The sequence below is a fragment of the Marinomonas rhizomae genome, from assembly GCF_003315485.1.
Classification (GTDB): domain Bacteria; phylum Pseudomonadota; class Gammaproteobacteria; order Pseudomonadales; family Marinomonadaceae; genus Marinomonas; species Marinomonas rhizomae.
In genome coordinates this window covers 108,334-123,416 of record NZ_QNSE01000012.1, presented here as the reverse complement: position 1 = coordinate 123,416, position 15,083 = coordinate 108,334, and the positions used below count along the sequence as shown (strand labels likewise).

General features: G+C 42.6%; 15 protein-coding genes. 6 read left to right on the top strand and 9 right to left on the bottom strand.

The window, feature by feature from the left end:
* Positions 1-6: 6 nt before the first annotated feature.
* Positions 7-294, bottom strand: coding sequence for an HlyU family transcriptional regulator (locus DFP80_RS16115; protein WP_113917833.1), 288 nt, complete (start codon positions 292-294; stop codon positions 7-9).
* 189 nt (positions 295-483) lie between these two features.
* Here DFP80_RS16115 and DFP80_RS16110 point away from each other — a divergent pair, with 189 nt between their 5' ends.
* On the top strand, positions 484-708 hold the full coding sequence (locus DFP80_RS16110; RefSeq protein WP_113917832.1) for a VF530 family protein: 225 nt from the start codon (positions 484-486) through the stop codon (positions 706-708).
* 64 nt (positions 709-772) lie between these two features.
* On the opposite strand, the gene DFP80_RS16105 is transcribed toward DFP80_RS16110, so the two are convergent.
* Both DFP80_RS16105 and DFP80_RS16100 read right to left on the bottom strand, forming a co-directional pair.
* Entirely contained in the window at positions 773-1,825 is a 1,053-nt protein-coding gene (locus DFP80_RS16105; protein WP_241560287.1) for a GGDEF domain-containing protein, read from the bottom strand.
* An 81-nt stretch (positions 1,826-1,906) separates the two neighbouring features.
* Positions 1,907-2,383 carry an NYN domain-containing protein gene (locus tag DFP80_RS16100; RefSeq protein WP_113917830.1) on the bottom strand — a complete coding sequence of 159 codons (477 nt, stop codon included), beginning with the start codon at positions 2,381-2,383 and terminating at the stop codon, positions 1,907-1,909.
* Positions 2,384-2,549: 166 nt separating this feature from the next.
* On the opposite strand from DFP80_RS16100, the gene DFP80_RS16095 reads away from it, so the two are divergent.
* A complete protein-coding gene (locus DFP80_RS16095) occupies positions 2,550-2,927 on the top strand; it encodes a DUF4870 family protein (RefSeq protein ID WP_113917829.1) in 378 nt (125 codons plus the stop codon).
* Positions 2,928-2,986: 59 nt separating this feature from the next.
* On the opposite strand, the gene DFP80_RS16090 is transcribed toward DFP80_RS16095, so the two are convergent.
* The gene (locus tag DFP80_RS16090; RefSeq protein WP_113917828.1) at positions 2,987-3,922 is read right to left on the bottom strand and encodes an aq_1923 C-terminal domain; all 936 of its coding nucleotides are present in this window, start codon (positions 3,920-3,922) and stop codon (positions 2,987-2,989) included.
* 121 nt (positions 3,923-4,043) lie between these two features.
* On the opposite strand from DFP80_RS16090, the gene DFP80_RS16085 reads away from it, so the two are divergent.
* Positions 4,044-5,450, top strand: coding sequence for an amidohydrolase (locus tag DFP80_RS16085; protein ID WP_113917827.1), 1,407 nt, complete (start codon positions 4,044-4,046; stop codon positions 5,448-5,450).
* A 237-nt stretch (positions 5,451-5,687) separates the two neighbouring features.
* Positions 5,688-6,971, top strand: coding sequence for a ribonuclease J (locus DFP80_RS16080; protein WP_241560286.1), 1,284 nt, complete (start codon positions 5,688-5,690; stop codon positions 6,969-6,971).
* A gap of 31 nt (positions 6,972-7,002) precedes the next feature.
* Here the strand turns inward: DFP80_RS16080 and epmB are convergent, their stop codons facing one another.
* The gene (gene epmB / locus DFP80_RS16075) at positions 7,003-8,028 is read right to left on the bottom strand and encodes an EF-P beta-lysylation protein EpmB (RefSeq protein ID WP_113917887.1); all 1,026 of its coding nucleotides are present in this window, start codon (positions 8,026-8,028) and stop codon (positions 7,003-7,005) included.
* A gap of 204 nt (positions 8,029-8,232) precedes the next feature.
* Here epmB and efp point away from each other — a divergent pair, with 204 nt between their 5' ends.
* Complete coding sequence (gene efp / locus DFP80_RS16070) at positions 8,233-8,808, top strand: elongation factor P (RefSeq protein ID WP_113917826.1); 576 nt, start codon at positions 8,233-8,235, stop codon at positions 8,806-8,808.
* Positions 8,809-8,920: 112 nt separating this feature from the next.
* Here the strand turns inward: efp and DFP80_RS16065 are convergent, their stop codons facing one another.
* A complete protein-coding gene (locus tag DFP80_RS16065; protein WP_113917825.1) occupies positions 8,921-10,516 on the bottom strand; it encodes a GMC family oxidoreductase in 1,596 nt (531 codons plus the stop codon).
* 207 nt (positions 10,517-10,723) lie between these two features.
* Complete coding sequence (locus DFP80_RS16060) at positions 10,724-11,173, bottom strand: DoxX family protein (protein WP_113917824.1); 450 nt, start codon at positions 11,171-11,173, stop codon at positions 10,724-10,726.
* A 338-nt stretch (positions 11,174-11,511) separates the two neighbouring features.
* On the opposite strand from DFP80_RS16060, the gene DFP80_RS16055 reads away from it, so the two are divergent.
* Complete coding sequence (locus DFP80_RS16055) at positions 11,512-12,240, top strand: SDR family oxidoreductase (protein ID WP_113917823.1); 729 nt, start codon at positions 11,512-11,514, stop codon at positions 12,238-12,240.
* Between the two features lie 98 nt (positions 12,241-12,338).
* Here DFP80_RS16055 and DFP80_RS16050 read toward each other — a convergent pair whose 3' ends face one another.
* Both DFP80_RS16050 and DFP80_RS16045 read right to left on the bottom strand, forming a co-directional pair.
* A complete protein-coding gene (locus tag DFP80_RS16050) occupies positions 12,339-13,331 on the bottom strand; it encodes an NADP-dependent oxidoreductase (RefSeq protein ID WP_113917822.1) in 993 nt (330 codons plus the stop codon).
* A 100-nt stretch (positions 13,332-13,431) separates the two neighbouring features.
* A complete protein-coding gene (locus DFP80_RS16045) occupies positions 13,432-14,856 on the bottom strand; it encodes an aminotransferase-like domain-containing protein (RefSeq protein ID WP_113917821.1) in 1,425 nt (474 codons plus the stop codon).
* Positions 14,857-15,083: the final 227 nt, after the last annotated feature.

Below are 15,083 nucleotides of genomic sequence, written 5' to 3'. Positions count from 1 at the left end.
TATTAGTTAAAAAATATTATCACCTAGTTGATCAATCGTAAGCTTGGCTTTTCGTAAGGTGATTTCAAGACACTCGTCGCGGTTAGGCATTAAATCTGAACGAATAAAGGTGTGTGTTTTTTGCTCTTCGCCTTCGCCCTTGGTAATGGTTGCGGCCACTCTGTATTGACCGCCATCTTTTATCGGCGCTGGTACAATAGAAAAGCCTTTGTACTCTACGACGTCTTCTGCTTTCTCTGATGTGCTACTTTCGCCGCTTGCAAATAGCCCTTTGAGGCTAGATAAAATACCCATGAAATTGTTCTCCTATATTTTTCGTTATTCTTCGGGGATTTGTTGTAATAGTCAAATGCCGTCGTATGATTTATTTTAATCGTCAGCTTACTACAAGCAGGATAGGATTTTGAATAAAAAAGTTAGTTTGTCTTAGCTTGCTGTATACTTTCGGCTAAATAGCTAATTGAGTCATAGGAATAAACAGACATGGTCGGAACACAAGTTAATAACCCTTTACATGGTGTGAAATTAGAGAAGGTTGTCACGGATTTGGTCGAACATTATGGCTGGGAAGAGTTAGCGATTCGTATCAATATCAATTGTTTTAAAAGTGATCCATCGGTTAAATCTAGCTTAAAGTTTCTTCGTAAAACGCCTTGGGCGAGAGATAAGGTTGAAGCGCTATTTTTAGAAACGTTTAGCCAGTTGTGACTCACCTAAGAGTCATGGAGGTAAAGAGTGGTTAGCTATACTTCAATTCAGGCAGTGCGTGCTTTTAAACCGCTTCGGTAACACTCATCGACCCATAATGTACTAAGTTGCGCCCTTTATTTTTTGCGGAGTAAAGGTTTTTATCTGCGTCTCGTAAAAACTCTCTGAATGATTGTCCTTTGTTGAGTTGCGCTATACCAATGCTGACTGTGATCTTGATGTTTTGTTGATGCGTTCTAAAAATAGAGCTCTCTACCGTTTTTCGAATAGTTTCAGCAAAATCAAACGCTTGGTTTTGGGTGTGATTCGTTAAGACAATAAGAAACTCTTCTCCACCAATGCGATATACACGGTTGTTATTTATACAATAATGAAGAAGTTCGGTCATCTCAATGAGTACTGAGTCGCCAACATCATGCCCAAATTCATCATTGACACTTTTGAAGTGGTCAATATCTATAATTAGCAGACGAGTTTCTTCTTGTTCTTCTTCCTGAAAAGGGTCTACCGCCGCTTTATTGAAGTGGTCAAAGAAGAGTCTTAACGCATGACGATTTTGTGCTCCCGTTAATGGATCTTGGAAAGCCATTTTTTCGAGTAATAGGCTGCTTTTTGCGTACTGGCTCTCGTATAAATAGCATATTCCGTAGGACAAAAAATAAGCTAATACGAAATTAAGAATGGACCGATAGGGGATAAAGTTTTCGGTATCTGATTTTATGAATAAAATGGCAATAGCAGGTAGGGATAAGGCAATTGTATAGAAAAGGCCAAGTTTAGGGCCTGCTAATAAACAATATAAAGGCGGTAAAATAAGCAGCCAGTAAATAGCGCCTGCTCTTAAGTCTGCAAAATAAAAGGCAGATAAAACAACGGCAGTCATTGAAAAAGCCAACATGTAATGATGCCCTTCATGCGTTTTTTCTAATAGGGATCTTCTAAAAGAGTACAGGTTCAGTAAGCCGAAGACGCCTTCAATAACCCCAATAGTCACTTGATTTAACATAACGACATTAATGAAGCAGAAAAAAATCATAATGGCACCCGTGGCAAGACTAAGCCACTTATGCAGTATGTCTCTTGTCTCTAATAATAAGGAGTTGCTCTGAGTTATCATGTTGTACTTTTTGTATGTAAAATAATCAGTAAGGGTTTTTAAGACGACACATTCTCTCCTAAAAATATAGAATAGTTAGATTTATTTAAGTAACAATTTGTTACTGATTGCAGTAAAAGAGTCAGCAGCATTGATTAAAGACTGGGCGGTTAAAGGTTCAACGCCATACACTTCGACTCTAGTTTGATATTTTTCTCTGAGTGTTTTAGCGAGGATGTCGAAGTCACCATCACCAGAAAGTAAAACAAGGACATCACTGTCTTTGCCATGTTCTATACCATCAATAGCAATACCTACGTCCCAGTCACCTTTTGCAGATCCATCCGCGCGTTGAATGAATGGCTTCAATTTTACTTCAAAGCCAATCGCTCGCAGGATATTTTGAAATTGCCGTTGTTTTTCATCACCCCTGTCTATCGCGTACGCAATCGCTTTTACGACATTTCGGCCTTCTGTCGCTTGTTGCCAAAAGGTGTTGTAGTCGAAAGGGCGCCCAAATGCTTGTCTTGTAGTGTAATAGACATTTTGAACATCGACTAAAATAGTCACATTTTTCATAGTGTTCCTAGGAGGTATGAGTAAATACAGAATGGGAAAAGTCCACGTTACAAGTATTTGTATTGAAAAGAAATCATAAAACTGGATTAGAAGAGGGCGATAATTTTAAAAGTATCCCCATTATGCTTATTAGAGAAAATTTTATGAGATAACGGAGTGTTTATAGATGTCCGGATTTGAACCTGAGAAGCGTTTTAGGTCATTAACATCACGAGAGGAAAATGCAAAAAGCAATGTGGTGATCGCTTATGTTTTTATGCTGTTGGGCATATTTACCGGTGTGTTTTGGTTTATTGGTGCGATTTGGGCCATGGTGAAAGTGGATGAGGCCCGCGGTACATTTTTTGAAGATCACTATGCCAATATTATTGGCACCTTTTGGTGGGGGATTTTCTGGAGTGTCATTGGTGTAATACTGACATTATTCTTTATTGGTTATATTTTGTTGTTCTGTGTTTGGGCTTGGTCGATTTTTAGAATGGTGAAAGGCATTGCCAGAGCGACATCTAATCAATCTTATCGAGAAATGTTTAACCCTTTTTAGGTGTCGACTTTTCACAGCCTTCTGTTTTCAAGACATCTAGGCTGTGAAAAACAGTCAAATTAGTCGTTCGATAGCGTCATCTTACTGTCTTTATAAAGCGTACCTTCGTTTGCCAGTAGTGCGAGCTCTTTTAGGCTAATCGCTGATGGAGGCGACATCGTCAGGTTTAGCTTTTCTGGTTGCTTTAAAAACGTCAGTAACGTCTCGGCAATCTGCTCTGCTTCTGTTGAGTTAGCTGGTGCAAGACCTAATGCTTGGCTCATATATTTCAGCCCGTTTAACTGGTTTTCGTTTGAGTCGCGTGAGAGCGCTGACTTAGGGAGCAGATGAGCAATCAATCCAGACTCTTCGTATTCCACTTTTAAAGAATGCAGTTCAATGACGTCACCATAGATGATAGGTAGCGCCTCAGGCTGCCCTAATGCAAACGATGCAATGACATCTGAACGTAAATCAGACATGGCGATATTGTGATCCAGAACATTGATGTTAGAAAACAGGTTGAGCTTGCCAATATCCTTTATGTCTAATTTGAATTGAGACGAAACTTTTTCACCTTCAACCTTGGAAGTAAACGAGCCTTTTCCAAGTAAGGTGTCCACTCCCGCAGCACGCATGAGGCGTCGTGTGTCACGTGACAAACTGTCTATTGGGCTTTCTTGTATCCAAAAGTCCACATCTAAATCAGGGTAGTTTATTGGATAGCTATTGAATGAAATCCGAGCGAAACGTAACCACGGCGCATTTTCGTTGCCAAAGCTGACATTTTCCAGAGAAGGTGTCAGAGTAAATGGATCAAGGTGAACACTTCCATATTGAACAAAAGGTGCTAGGCCAGACTGATCAAGCTGCTCCTTAATTTTGTCCTCGGCGTATTGTGCCCCAAAACGCTGCACAAGATAGACAACAAAAATAGCCACGCAGGACAGTAAGATGAAGTAGGTGATGGCTTTGCCAAGGCCATTTTGAAGCTTGGTTACGATGTTATTATTCAATTTCTAATCCTAAGTTTTGAACATGCTTCTGTGTTGGAATAAAACATGCAGGTATTATTAAGCAATGTCGCCGTCATGAATAGCGATCTACTTGGAACATTATCTAATAAAGGACAATCGAATGCAGTTTAAAAAAAGTGTCTTATTGGCAGTATTAGCAACGACAACTTTGTCGGCGCCCTTATGGAGTGCTGAATCTGTCGATTTGTTGATCAAAGACGCTACCGTTTTGACCATGGATAACAGTAAAACGCTATACCAGCATGGCGTTATTGCAATTAAAGGAAACAAAATTTATGCAGTCGGCGACGCATCCTTGGTTGCTAAGTTTGAAGCGAAAAAAGTCTTAGATGTGCAAGGCGATATCGTAATGCCTGGCTTAATAAATACTCATACTCACGTGTCTATGACGGTTTTACGTTCTTTAGCAGACGATGTGCCTGATCGTTTGCATCGCTATATATTTCCTCTTGAAAACAAGCTAATCACCCGTGATATGGTGCGTATTGGCGCTAATCTTGGCAATGTCGAGATGTTACGTGGCGGTGTTACGACTTATGCTGATATGTATTATTTTGAAGATGAAGTCGCAAAAACGGTTGATCAAATCGGTATGCGTGCTGTGTTGGGTGAAACCGTGATTAAGTTTCCGGTCGCTGATGCTAAAAATGCCGAAGAGGGTATTAACTACGCGTTAAAATTTATTGAAGAGTACAAAGACCATCCGCGTATTACGCCAGCATTCGCGCCTCATGCTCCTTATACCAACACCACCGAAGTATTGCAGCGAGTAGCAGAGTTATCCAAAGATAAAAATGTGCCGGTGCTGATTCATTTAGCGGAATCTCACACTGAGCAAGAAAAAATTGCTGCACGTGCCGATGGCAAAAGTCCTGTGCAATATATGCATGATATTGGTGCTTTGAATGATCACTTAGTTGGCGCGCATATGATCCTTGTAGACGATCATGATATTGAACTTGTCAAAGAGAGCGGTATGGGTGTGACTCACAACATGAGTGCGAATATCAAGTCGGCGAAAGGTGTTTCGCCTGCTCTAAAAATGTATGACGAAGGAGTGCGGATTGGTCTAGGAACAGATGGTCCAATGTCTGGTAATAACCTAAGTACCATTGCTGAGTTTGGTCAGGTTGCTAAAGTTCATAAGTTAGTGAATCAAGATCGTGCGGCTATGCCACCAATTAAAGTCATTGATATGGCAACTATGGGCGCAGCAAAAGCACTGCATATGGAAAATCGTGTTGGGTCATTGGAAGTGGGCAAACTGGCCGACATTATCGTGGTGGATACTAAGGCGCCGCATATGGTACCAATCTATAACCCCTATTCAGCCTTGGTTTATTCTGCTTATCCTAGTGATGTTCGACACAGTATCGTAGACGGCAAAATCCTTATGGAAGACAAGAAAATACTTACCGTAGATGAAGCTGCAATTGTGAAAGAGGCTCAAGACTACACTCAAATTGTGCGTGATACTGTGATAGCGAATGGTGAAGAAGTTTTATAAAGCACTACTTTTAAGCTCCTGAGTCGATCAAAACCTCTTTTTACCTGAAAAGTAGAAAGAGGTTTTTTATTTTGGGCTTCTTTTCTCCATTCGTCACGAGCACGCTGTGATATTTATGAAAAATGCGTACCATAGAAAGAATTGACCTGTATTTACAAGGAGTGCGTTATTTCATCTTTGATTCCCTCACAAGAGGACTTATGGTTTTTGCCTTTAGGTGGCACGGGCGAGATCGGCATGAACATGAATCTATATGGTCACGATGGCCAATGGTTGATGGTCGATTGTGGTGTTTCCTTTAACGAGCCATTAACACCAGATGACCTGCGTACTTCCGAAATCGTTTGTGCTGATCCGCGTTTTATTAGCGAGCAAAAAGAGCGCTTAGCCGGCATTGTGATTACTCACGCCCATGAAGACCACGTGGGCGCTTTGCCATTTTTGTGGCGACGGTTCAAATGTCCAGTTTATACCACGGCGTTTACCGCAGAAGTCTTGCGTCGTAAGTTGGTTCAAGTTGGTTTGACCGATCAAGTGCCGATAATTGAAGTGCAAGAGAATGAAACCAAAAAAATTGGCGTATTTAATGTTAAATGGTTGGGATTAACACATTCTGTGCCCGAACCTTATGCCATGACCATCGACACACCTGTAGGAAAAATCTTTCATACAGGTGATTGGAAAATTGATAAGACTCCGATTCTTGGTGACGGTTTTTCTTCCTCCGGCTTTAAAGCCTTAGCCAAAGAAAATATTCTTGCCATGGTGTGTGATTCAACGAATGCACTAAAAGACGGTTTTTCGCCATCTGAAAGCGATTGTTATCAGGGCTTGTTGAAAACCATTGAGGCAGAAAAGAACCGTGTTGTGGTAGGTTGTTTCAGTAGTAATGTCGCGCGTTTAGTTGCGTTGGGGCAAGTGGCAAAAGCGACAGGCCGATACCTTGCCTTGATTGGAAGGTCGCTGACCAATATGGTCAGCGCCGCACGCGTAACAGGCCATTGGCCTGATGATTTGCCGATTATCGATGCGGCGCATCTTGGTTATTTGCCAAGAGAAGAAGTATTGGCGGTCGTGACTGGAAGCCAAGGGGAGCCAAGAGCGACCTTGAATCGTTTAGCTGCAGATAATTGTTTTGATTTGAGTCTTGAAGCCGATGATTTGGTGATTTTTAGTTCCATGAGGATTCCGGGTAATGAGCTAGCCATAGACAGATTAGCCGAGCAATTTAAAGGCCGAAAGATCCGTACTTTGCAAGCTCATGAAACTGACTTAACCATTCATGTGAGTGGTCATCCTTGTCGCGAAGAGCTCAAACAGCTTTATACTTGGGTACAGCCACAATTGGCGATTCCCGTTCATGGCGAGGCAAAACATTTAGATGCTCACGCTGAAGTGGCGAAACTCAGTCATGTGCCAGATCAATTAATTGGTCGAAATGGCGACTTATACCAGCTAGCGCCAAACGTGAGTATTCGACGCCAGCACGTTAAAGTCGGTCGTATTGCGCTGCTTAGATGACGCTAAACAGAACAAATGTCCAAGTGAGCAGCTATTTGTCGAGTTCATTGAAAATTGGTGCAAAGACGCTTTTTGCTGGCTTGCCAGGGATTTCCTTAGCGAGTCTAGGCACTAAGTAGCCGGGTAGCTCGGCAGCGACCTTCCCCATTAAACGCTGAGCGTCTTCAATTGAAATATCAAAATGCGCCGCGCCTTCGACTGGGTCTAAGGTGAACATGTAATAAGGCAAAATCCCTGCATTAAACACGGCTTCGCTCAAATTGACTTGAGCTTCTACCGAATCGTTGACGCCTTTTAATAAAACGCCTTGATTGAGCAGTGTGACTCCGGCTATTTTTAGCTTATAAGCCGCTTGGGTAAGCTCTTCGTCCATTTCATTGGCATGATTAATGTGCCACACCATGACAATGTCTAGCCGACTTGTCTTGATCCACGCCAACATGTCGTCGCAAACACGGTCTGGAATTACCACAGGTAAGCGTGAATGAATACGCAGGCGCTTTATTTGCGGTAAAGCATCAAGCTTACGGACTTTATCGGCGAGCAAGGCGTCTTTCATCATCAAAGGATCGCCGCCGCTTAAGATTACTTCGTTGACTTCTGGGTGATCTTTTAAGTAATCGATCACCGACTGCCATTCTGCTTGCGCCAGTTGATTGTCGCCGTAAGGAAAATGACGACGGAAGCAGTAACGGCAATTTACCGCGCATGTCCCTGTGGTGATAACCAATAAACGGCGTTTGTATTTATGCACGATGGCTTTTTGCGGATTATGGTCAATTTCTTCTAATGGGTCTTTTGTATAGCCCGCAACCTTTTGCATCTCTGCTAGGCTGGGTAAGACCTGCAATAACAAGGGATCATTTGGATTGCCATATTCAATGCGAGACAAATAAGGGCGAGGCACTAATAATTTGAAACCTTGATGTGCTTCTATGCCTTGTTGAGCAAGACTTTTTGGTAAGCCTAAATGCTCAACCAGTTCCGGTAAGGAGGTTAGGGCCTGTGACAGGTGCTGCGACCAGCTTAAATTGTTCTTTGTTTGAGTAGGGATCACGTCAAATATCTGCAAAATTGTCTTCATTTGGGTTATGATTGCGCCAACTTATTTTGGCCCACTCGGCCAGTGGCTCTTAGAGATCTTTGCAAACGCTCTTTTTAAATTACTCAAAAGAGTACAAAAAAGAAGTTTGCAGAGATCTTGGGACTGACATGATACGCCAGTCAGAGCCTTTTCTCTAAAAATATACTGTGAGGATGTATGGCTAATATTTCTACCAGCGATATGCGCAGCGGCGCGAAAGTAATGGTTGATGGTGATCCATGTGCGATTATCGACAATGAACACGTTAAACCTGGTAAAGGCCAAGCCTTTAACCGCCTGAAGTTACGTAACCTACGTTCTGGACGAGTGTGGGAGCGTACTTTTAAATCAGGTGATACGCTTGAATCCGCTGACGTTATGGACACCGATATGGAGTACTTATACACAGACGGCGAGTTCTGGCATTTTATGGCTATCGATGGTTCTTTTGAACAGCATGCAGCGGATGAAACGGCTGTAGGCGACACGATTAAGTGGCTGAAAGAGCAAGAAAAATACGTTGTAACCTTATACAACGGTGCTCCATTGGCAGTTGCTGCTCCTAATTTCATTGAACTTGAAGTGAAAGACACAGATCCAGGCGTAAAAGGTGATACGGCTAATGGTGGTTCTAAGCCAGCTTACTTGGTAACAGGTGCTATGGTTCGTGTCCCTCTGTTTATCAATATCGGTGAAGTGCTACGTGTTGATACTCGTACAGGCGACTACGTTTCGCGCGCAACAGGTAAATAATTTCTAGCTTTGCGTAATGAACATGAAAGCCCTGATAGGAAACTATCAGGGCTTTTTTTGTTTTGGGTAAGGTTTGTCTTAGGGTAAGTTTTTGTTTTGAACAAGAGTCTTTTTAAACAACTTGTGCGGCCATTTCCTCTGCTATTTTACTTGCTATGGCTAATGTGGCGGCAGTGGTATTGCCACTGATTAGCGTAGGCATTATGGAGGCGTCAATGACTCTCAATTTATCAATCCCCCGTACTTTGAGTGATTGGTCGACGACGGCGAGCTCATCAGTGCCCATTCTGCAAGTTCCTACAGGATGGTAAATACTTTCCGCGTGAGAACGTATATAAGCGATTTTTTGTTCTTTTGTTTGGCAAGGGAGGCCTGGTTGCCACTCCCGCAGGCTATGTTGTGATAGAGACAGTTGTTGAGATATTTCTCTTGTCGCGTCAAAGGCTCTAATCATGCCTTCTATGTCTTCATCGTTGGTTAGATAGCCCGCATCGATTTTTGGAGGATCACTGACTTTATTGGAATATAAACCTAGGTAGCCTCGACTCTTGGGTCTAAGTAAGCAGGCGCGTAAGGTGAAGCCGTAATGTTTGAAAGTCGGCCAGAGATTTAAGCCATGATCGACTTCGATAGCGGGTAAAAAATGTAGTTGTACGTCAGGACGATCATCTTCTTTATTTGTTTTGATGAAAGCGCCAGCTTCGGCCATGTTTGATGTCAGCATGCCTTGGCGTTTTCTATACTGCCAAAGGCTTTTTATGCCAGTTAGCCAAAAACTGGGGTGAAAAGAAATACTGTTGCGATTATTTTCTAAGTGAATAAGGCTAATATCGAGATGGTCTTGTAAATTTTTTCCCACGCCTTTTAAGTCATGTTGTACTTTTATTTTATGTTTTTCTAATTCCTCCTTTGGTCCAATTCCAGATAACATTAAGAGATGCGGGCTATGTAAAGCGCCAGCGCATAGGAGTACTTCTTGTGTTGCTGAAATAAAGTGGGACTTACCGTGAACCTTATAAAGCACGCCTTCAGCTCGTTTGTGTTGAACTTCAATTTGTTCGACTTGAGCATGGGTAATGATAGTAAGATTGGTACGAGATTTCGCTTTATCAAGAAAAGCACTTGCAGCACTGCAACGAGCGCCGTTTTTTTGCATCACATGATAAGGACCAATGCCGTATTGATTTAGGCCATTAAAGTCTTCATTTAATGGCACTCCAGCCTCTTGCCCTGCTTTGATAAAAGCATGTGAAAGTGGGTTTATATGGCGCAAAGGCTCAACGAATAATTCCCCATCTGAACCATGCCATTGATTTTCATCTAGATAAAAATGCTCGGTGGATTTGAAGTGAGGTAATAAGTCCTCATAGCCCCATCCAATATTCCCTAGCGTTTTCCAGTGATCAAAGTCCTCGGCTTGCCCGCGTGTATAGCACATTGCATTGATGGAGGAGCTTCCGCCAAGGGTTTTTCCTCTAGGCCAGAATAGGTGGCGATTGTTTAATTCAGACTGTGGCTCGGTACGCAGCGCCCAATTTAATTTTTGGCTGCGCATTAGCCCAATAATGCCTGCCGGAATGTGAATCAAAGGGTTGGTATCAGAGGCACCGGCTTCAAGTAAGGTAACTGAAATATGAGGGTGGCGAGATAGGCGCTCGGCAAGCAAGCAGCCCGCGGCGCCGCCACCAATAATGACATAGTCAGACATGAGAAAACCTTTTTTTATAATAGATTATTTGGTGCTCAAAATTAACCACCATCATCACCTTGGTTTATTCGTGTTAACAATATCAAAAACGTTCAAAATGAATAGCGTTTTCCTTTAGCTCTTTTTCTATACTCTGTCTAAAAGAAAAAAACCTCGATACAAAGTCTCGAGGTTTTTAAATTATTGATAGCAAGGATCACGCTGTAGTCAAACAAGTGACAATTTAGCCGCAATGGCTTTATCAACAGAGAAAGAGCCCGCGCCGCTAAACACCAAAGAAACAGCCACAACCAACAGCGTTAGTGCGTATTCGTAGCCGTTGTTTGCCATAAATAAACCGTTCGATATATGCACAGAGAAAATTGCCATTAGCATCGCGAAGGCGATAACCGCAGACGCTGGGCGAACAAGCAAACCGATAACCAGCGCCAAGCCACCAAAGAATTCTGCACTACCAGCCAAAAGTGCCATCAAATAACCTGGCTCTAAACCAATAGAGGCCATCCATTGACCTGTACCTTCTAAACCGTAACCGCCAAAAGCACCGAATAATTTTTGAGCGCCATGTGCCATTAGGATAAGGCCAATTGGAATACGCAAAATTGTACTAGCAATACCTGACGTTGTGTTTGTGATGTTTTTAACTAGAGTTTTCATGTCTATTTGCCTTCGTATGTGGAAGTTCTGTTTAAGTGATATCTACTGTATATAAAAATCGAGCTGCACAGTAACGGAGTATTTTGAGGTAAGTGTTCAAAAAAATTGAATATTGCTGAAGTTAGGGGAATTAAAATGGCTTTTCCCTATTTGGCCGGTTTTTTGACTGAGTTTTTGCATCTTTCAAGGTTATTGCTACGATTTTATTGTACGAGGATTGGAAAAAGAGTTTTTTTCATTATTTATGCGCAAAAAAGTAGCAGAGGTTTATCTCTTTAAGATGGTAGCTTTGATTGGATCGACTTTTTTATCGACTAAATAACAACAATAGGTCAAGCATGTCTAAATTATTAATAGGGAAGGTGGCTGTAGTCACAGGTGGTGCATCCGGTATTGGCCTTGCTAGTGCGGAAGCTATGATAGGAGAAGGTGCTCAAGTCGTTATCATTGATCGTGATGAGACAGCACTTCAAGCTATACAAGAAAAGCATGGCGACTCGGTCGTGACTCTGGCGGTAGATTTATTGGATCCTGCCGCTTGCTCGGCTATGGTGCCTCAAATTATAGAAAAGACCAAAGTAATTGACATATTTCACGCCAATGCCGGCTTGTATGTGGGCGGAGACTTGGTTGATGCTGATAATGATGCTATAGACAGAATGTTGAACTTGAATGTTAATGTGGTCATTAAAAACGTACGCGATGTCTTGCCGCATATGATTGAGAGAGGCATTGGAGATATTTTGATAACCAGTTCTTTAGCCGGACATTTTCCGACGCCTTGGGAACCTGTTTATGCCTCATCAAAATGGGCTATAAATTGTTTTGTGCAAACTGTACGAAGACAAGTCAGTAAGCATGGAATTCGTGTTGGTTCGGTGTCTCCAGGCCCAGTTATTACTTCTTTACTGTCAGATTGGCCTGATGAAAAATTGGCAGAAGCTAAGGCAAAAGGCAGTTTGATGGAAGCGAGTGATGTGGCAGAAGCATTGATCTTTATGTTGACGCGGCCTCGTCATGTGACGATTAGAGATGTGGTGTTGTTACCATCGCAGTTTGACCTGTAGTTGTTCTTTAGTTGCTCATGCTGCTCTTTAAATAAAAAGGGAATAACTGCCTAGCTATTCCCTTTAACGCTCCTATCACATTTGATTGATGGAAAGCGCTACAGTTTAACGATCAGCTTACCTGTATTTTTGCCTTCAAATAACAAGTTAATACCGTCGGTTGAGCTTTCAATGCCTTCAATAACATGAGCGCGGTATTTCAGTTCACCTTTAGCGAGCATGGCACCCAACGCCTGACCGTACTCTGGAATGCGGTGGAAATGATCAGGCATAGTGAAACCTTGAATGTTTAGGCGCTTTTTGATGATCCCAATCCAGCTTGGTCCAGGAGCGGCTTCCTCTTTCTGGTACTCGGCGATCAATCCACAGACAGCAATGCGGCCATGAGCATTCATACGCTCAAAGATTGGGGCTTGTGCGACGCCGCCTGTATTTTCAAAGAATAGATCGATGCCTTTCGGTGTGGCGTTTGTCAGCTGCTCAACAAAGTCTGCGTCTTTGTAATTAAGCGCATGATCAAAACCAAGCTCTTTAGTTAACCACTGACATTTTTCGTCAGATCCCGCTACGCCAATAACAGTTAAGCCGAGGTTTTTGGCCATTTGACCGACAAGAGATCCAACTGACCCTGCCGCAGCTGTGACAATAAGGGTCTGGCCTGCTTCAGGTTTAAGTACTTCAAATACACCGTGATAAGAGGTAATTCCAGGTAAAGCAATGACGGATAAAATGGCTTCAGCTGGTAGCTCTTTGGGAATGATGTTTAAGCCGTCACCCTTACTAATCGCGTATTCAGTTAACCCCATAAGCCCCATGACACGTGTGCCAACCGGAAATTTTTCATTATTGGATTCAACCACTTCACCTATGCCGCTGGCACGCATGGTATCGCCTAGATTTACTGGCGGAATGTAGCTGTTTTCGTCAGAGCTCATCCAACCTCGCATGGCGGGGTCTAAAGACAAGTGAGAGAGTTTTACCAGTACCTCACCTTCTGCTGGCGTAGGAATGTCTTGTGTGACAATTTCAAATATGTCGTTAGTGATTTCTAGAGCAGGGCGTTTAATGAGTTTTATGGAGCGGTAAGACATATCAAATATTCCTCTTAATGTTTACCTAGATAGATTGGGTTTTTTTCATTGATCTAAAGGTTAGGTTTAAAGGAGTAAATGTGCAATCGCTGAGATTTTGTTAAATATCTAGGCTTATTAGGTTGTTGATCATTCCACATAAATGAATCAATTGTTGATAAGTACTGTGTTTATCCCCAGTGTTTTCTAACGGCCAACCGCAGTTGATACGGAAGCAATCGTGATAGAAGTCGTGGGTGCTGAAACACGCGCCGCTTCGTATGTCGATGCCCTGTTTATTGGCTTCTTTTTCAAGCTGTAGCGCATTTAGGTTGGGGATTTGTACCCAAAGAACGATACCGCCCTGTGGTGCACTGATTTTCGCTGTGGCGGGTAAGTGTTCGAGCAAAAATTGTTGGTAGCTGTGGATGTGTTGATTCAATATCGTGCGAATTTTATTCACATGAGAGCGATATTCACCAGTGTTGATAAATTCTGCCATACAAGACTGTATAAGTCCGTTCACGCCAAAGCTGGTTAATGTATGTTGATTGAGATAGGGCGATAAATAGCGCCCTGGGACGCACCAACCAAGCCGCAGTCCAGCGGCTAAGGTTTTTGAAAAAGATCCGCACCAAATAATGTAACCCTCTTTATCCCAATATTTTGCTGGCAGCGATTGTTGTTTCTGATGACCCAATTCGAAATAGATATCGTCTTCTATCATTGGCGTTTGGTATTGAGTTGCCAGTTTAGCTAGCGCTTGTTTTTGCTCAATAGGTAGCGTCATGCCAGTTGGATTCATGTTCGATGTGCTAAACAGAGAGGCTTTTATTAAACCTTGTTGCATCAAGGTTTCTAGATGGTCTAAATCTAAGCCTTTGTCACTAATAGGGATTTCAATCACTTTGCGAGATAGAGCGCTGAGTAAATCGAGCAAGCCACTAAAGCAAGGGGAACTAATGGCAATGGTGTCGCCTGCTTTGGTAACGCTTTCTATTGCCAGTCTTACCGCATCAATACAGCCATTGGTGATCACAAAGTCGGCGGCTGCAAAGGCTAGATTGTCATGGCGGAAATGTTCCGCAAGGGCGCTTCTCAGGCCTTTGTCGCCTTGTGTTTCTGGGTATTGAAATAGATGCTTTCCTGCTCTTTGGGTGACACGTTTAATACTGCGTTGCAGTGCGACGCTAGGTTGTAATTCTGGCGAAATCATCGAGGTGCCAAGCGGACTAAAAAGCGCCGAGGCAGGGTTATAGCCATTTAATGGCGCGAAGCGTTTTGGGTCGCGTTGTTCAATACTTTTGATGTCTAGGCTTGGGAAGGCCGTACTTTCGAGTTGGTTGGCAACGAAGTATCCAGACTGTGGCTGTGCATAAATCCAACCGGTTTGTTGCAGGTAATCGTAGGCTTTAGTTGCCGTGGTCATGCTGACTTGATGTTGTTTCGCCATGGTTCGTAGCGCTGGTAAACGGCTTCCAGCTGGCAGTCGTTGTGCTTGTATGTCGTCGATATAGTGCTGAGCCAGTGCTTCGTAAAGCGCCATAACCTCTCCAGAAATATTTCTATCTTCCTGAATTGTACTCTTATTTTTATTGAAAATTGAATCTGTGTTCTTTTTTGTTTTCTAGTGATACTTCTTTTCTGAAGGAATGCTTAGCTATGTTCAGTTACACGCGGTGTTTCTGTGAGGTAGGCGGTAGTTTCGAATAGAAACACCGCGTGTAATTGAGCGCCTTCGTTATTGTTTACAACAGATTTTATTTACTAGGA

Bases quoted from the DNA above. Each gene is read 5' to 3' on its own strand.
- DFP80_RS16100 (WP_113917830.1), bottom strand. From the start codon at position 2,383: ATGAAAAATGTGACTATTTTAGTCGATGTTCAAAATGTCTATTACACT.
- DFP80_RS16055 (WP_113917823.1), top strand. From the start codon at position 11,512: ATGTCTAAATTATTAATAGGGAAGGTGGCTGTAGTCACAGGTGGTGCA.
- DFP80_RS16050 (WP_113917822.1), bottom strand. From the start codon at position 13,331: ATGTCTTACCGCTCCATAAAACTCATTAAACGCCCTGCTCTAGAAATC.
- DFP80_RS16060 (WP_113917824.1), bottom strand. From the start codon at position 11,173: ATGAAAACTCTAGTTAAAAACATCACAAACACAACGTCAGGTATTGCT.
- DFP80_RS16095 (WP_113917829.1), top strand. From the start codon at position 2,550: ATGTCCGGATTTGAACCTGAGAAGCGTTTTAGGTCATTAACATCACGA.
- efp (WP_113917826.1), top strand. From the start codon at position 8,233: ATGGCTAATATTTCTACCAGCGATATGCGCAGCGGCGCGAAAGTAATG.
- DFP80_RS16085 (WP_113917827.1), top strand. From the start codon at position 4,044: ATGCAGTTTAAAAAAAGTGTCTTATTGGCAGTATTAGCAACGACAACT.
- DFP80_RS16110 (WP_113917832.1), top strand. From the start codon at position 484: ATGGTCGGAACACAAGTTAATAACCCTTTACATGGTGTGAAATTAGAG.
- DFP80_RS16045 (WP_113917821.1), bottom strand. From the start codon at position 14,856: ATGGCGCTTTACGAAGCACTGGCTCAGCACTATATCGACGACATACAA.
- DFP80_RS16080 (WP_241560286.1), top strand. From the start codon at position 5,688: ATGAACATGAATCTATATGGTCACGATGGCCAATGGTTGATGGTCGAT.
- DFP80_RS16115 (WP_113917833.1), bottom strand. From the start codon at position 294: ATGGGTATTTTATCTAGCCTCAAAGGGCTATTTGCAAGCGGCGAAAGT.
- DFP80_RS16065 (WP_113917825.1), bottom strand. From the start codon at position 10,516: ATGTCTGACTATGTCATTATTGGTGGCGGCGCCGCGGGCTGCTTGCTT.
- DFP80_RS16105 (WP_241560287.1), bottom strand. From the start codon at position 1,825: ATGATAACTCAGAGCAACTCCTTATTATTAGAGACAAGAGACATACTG.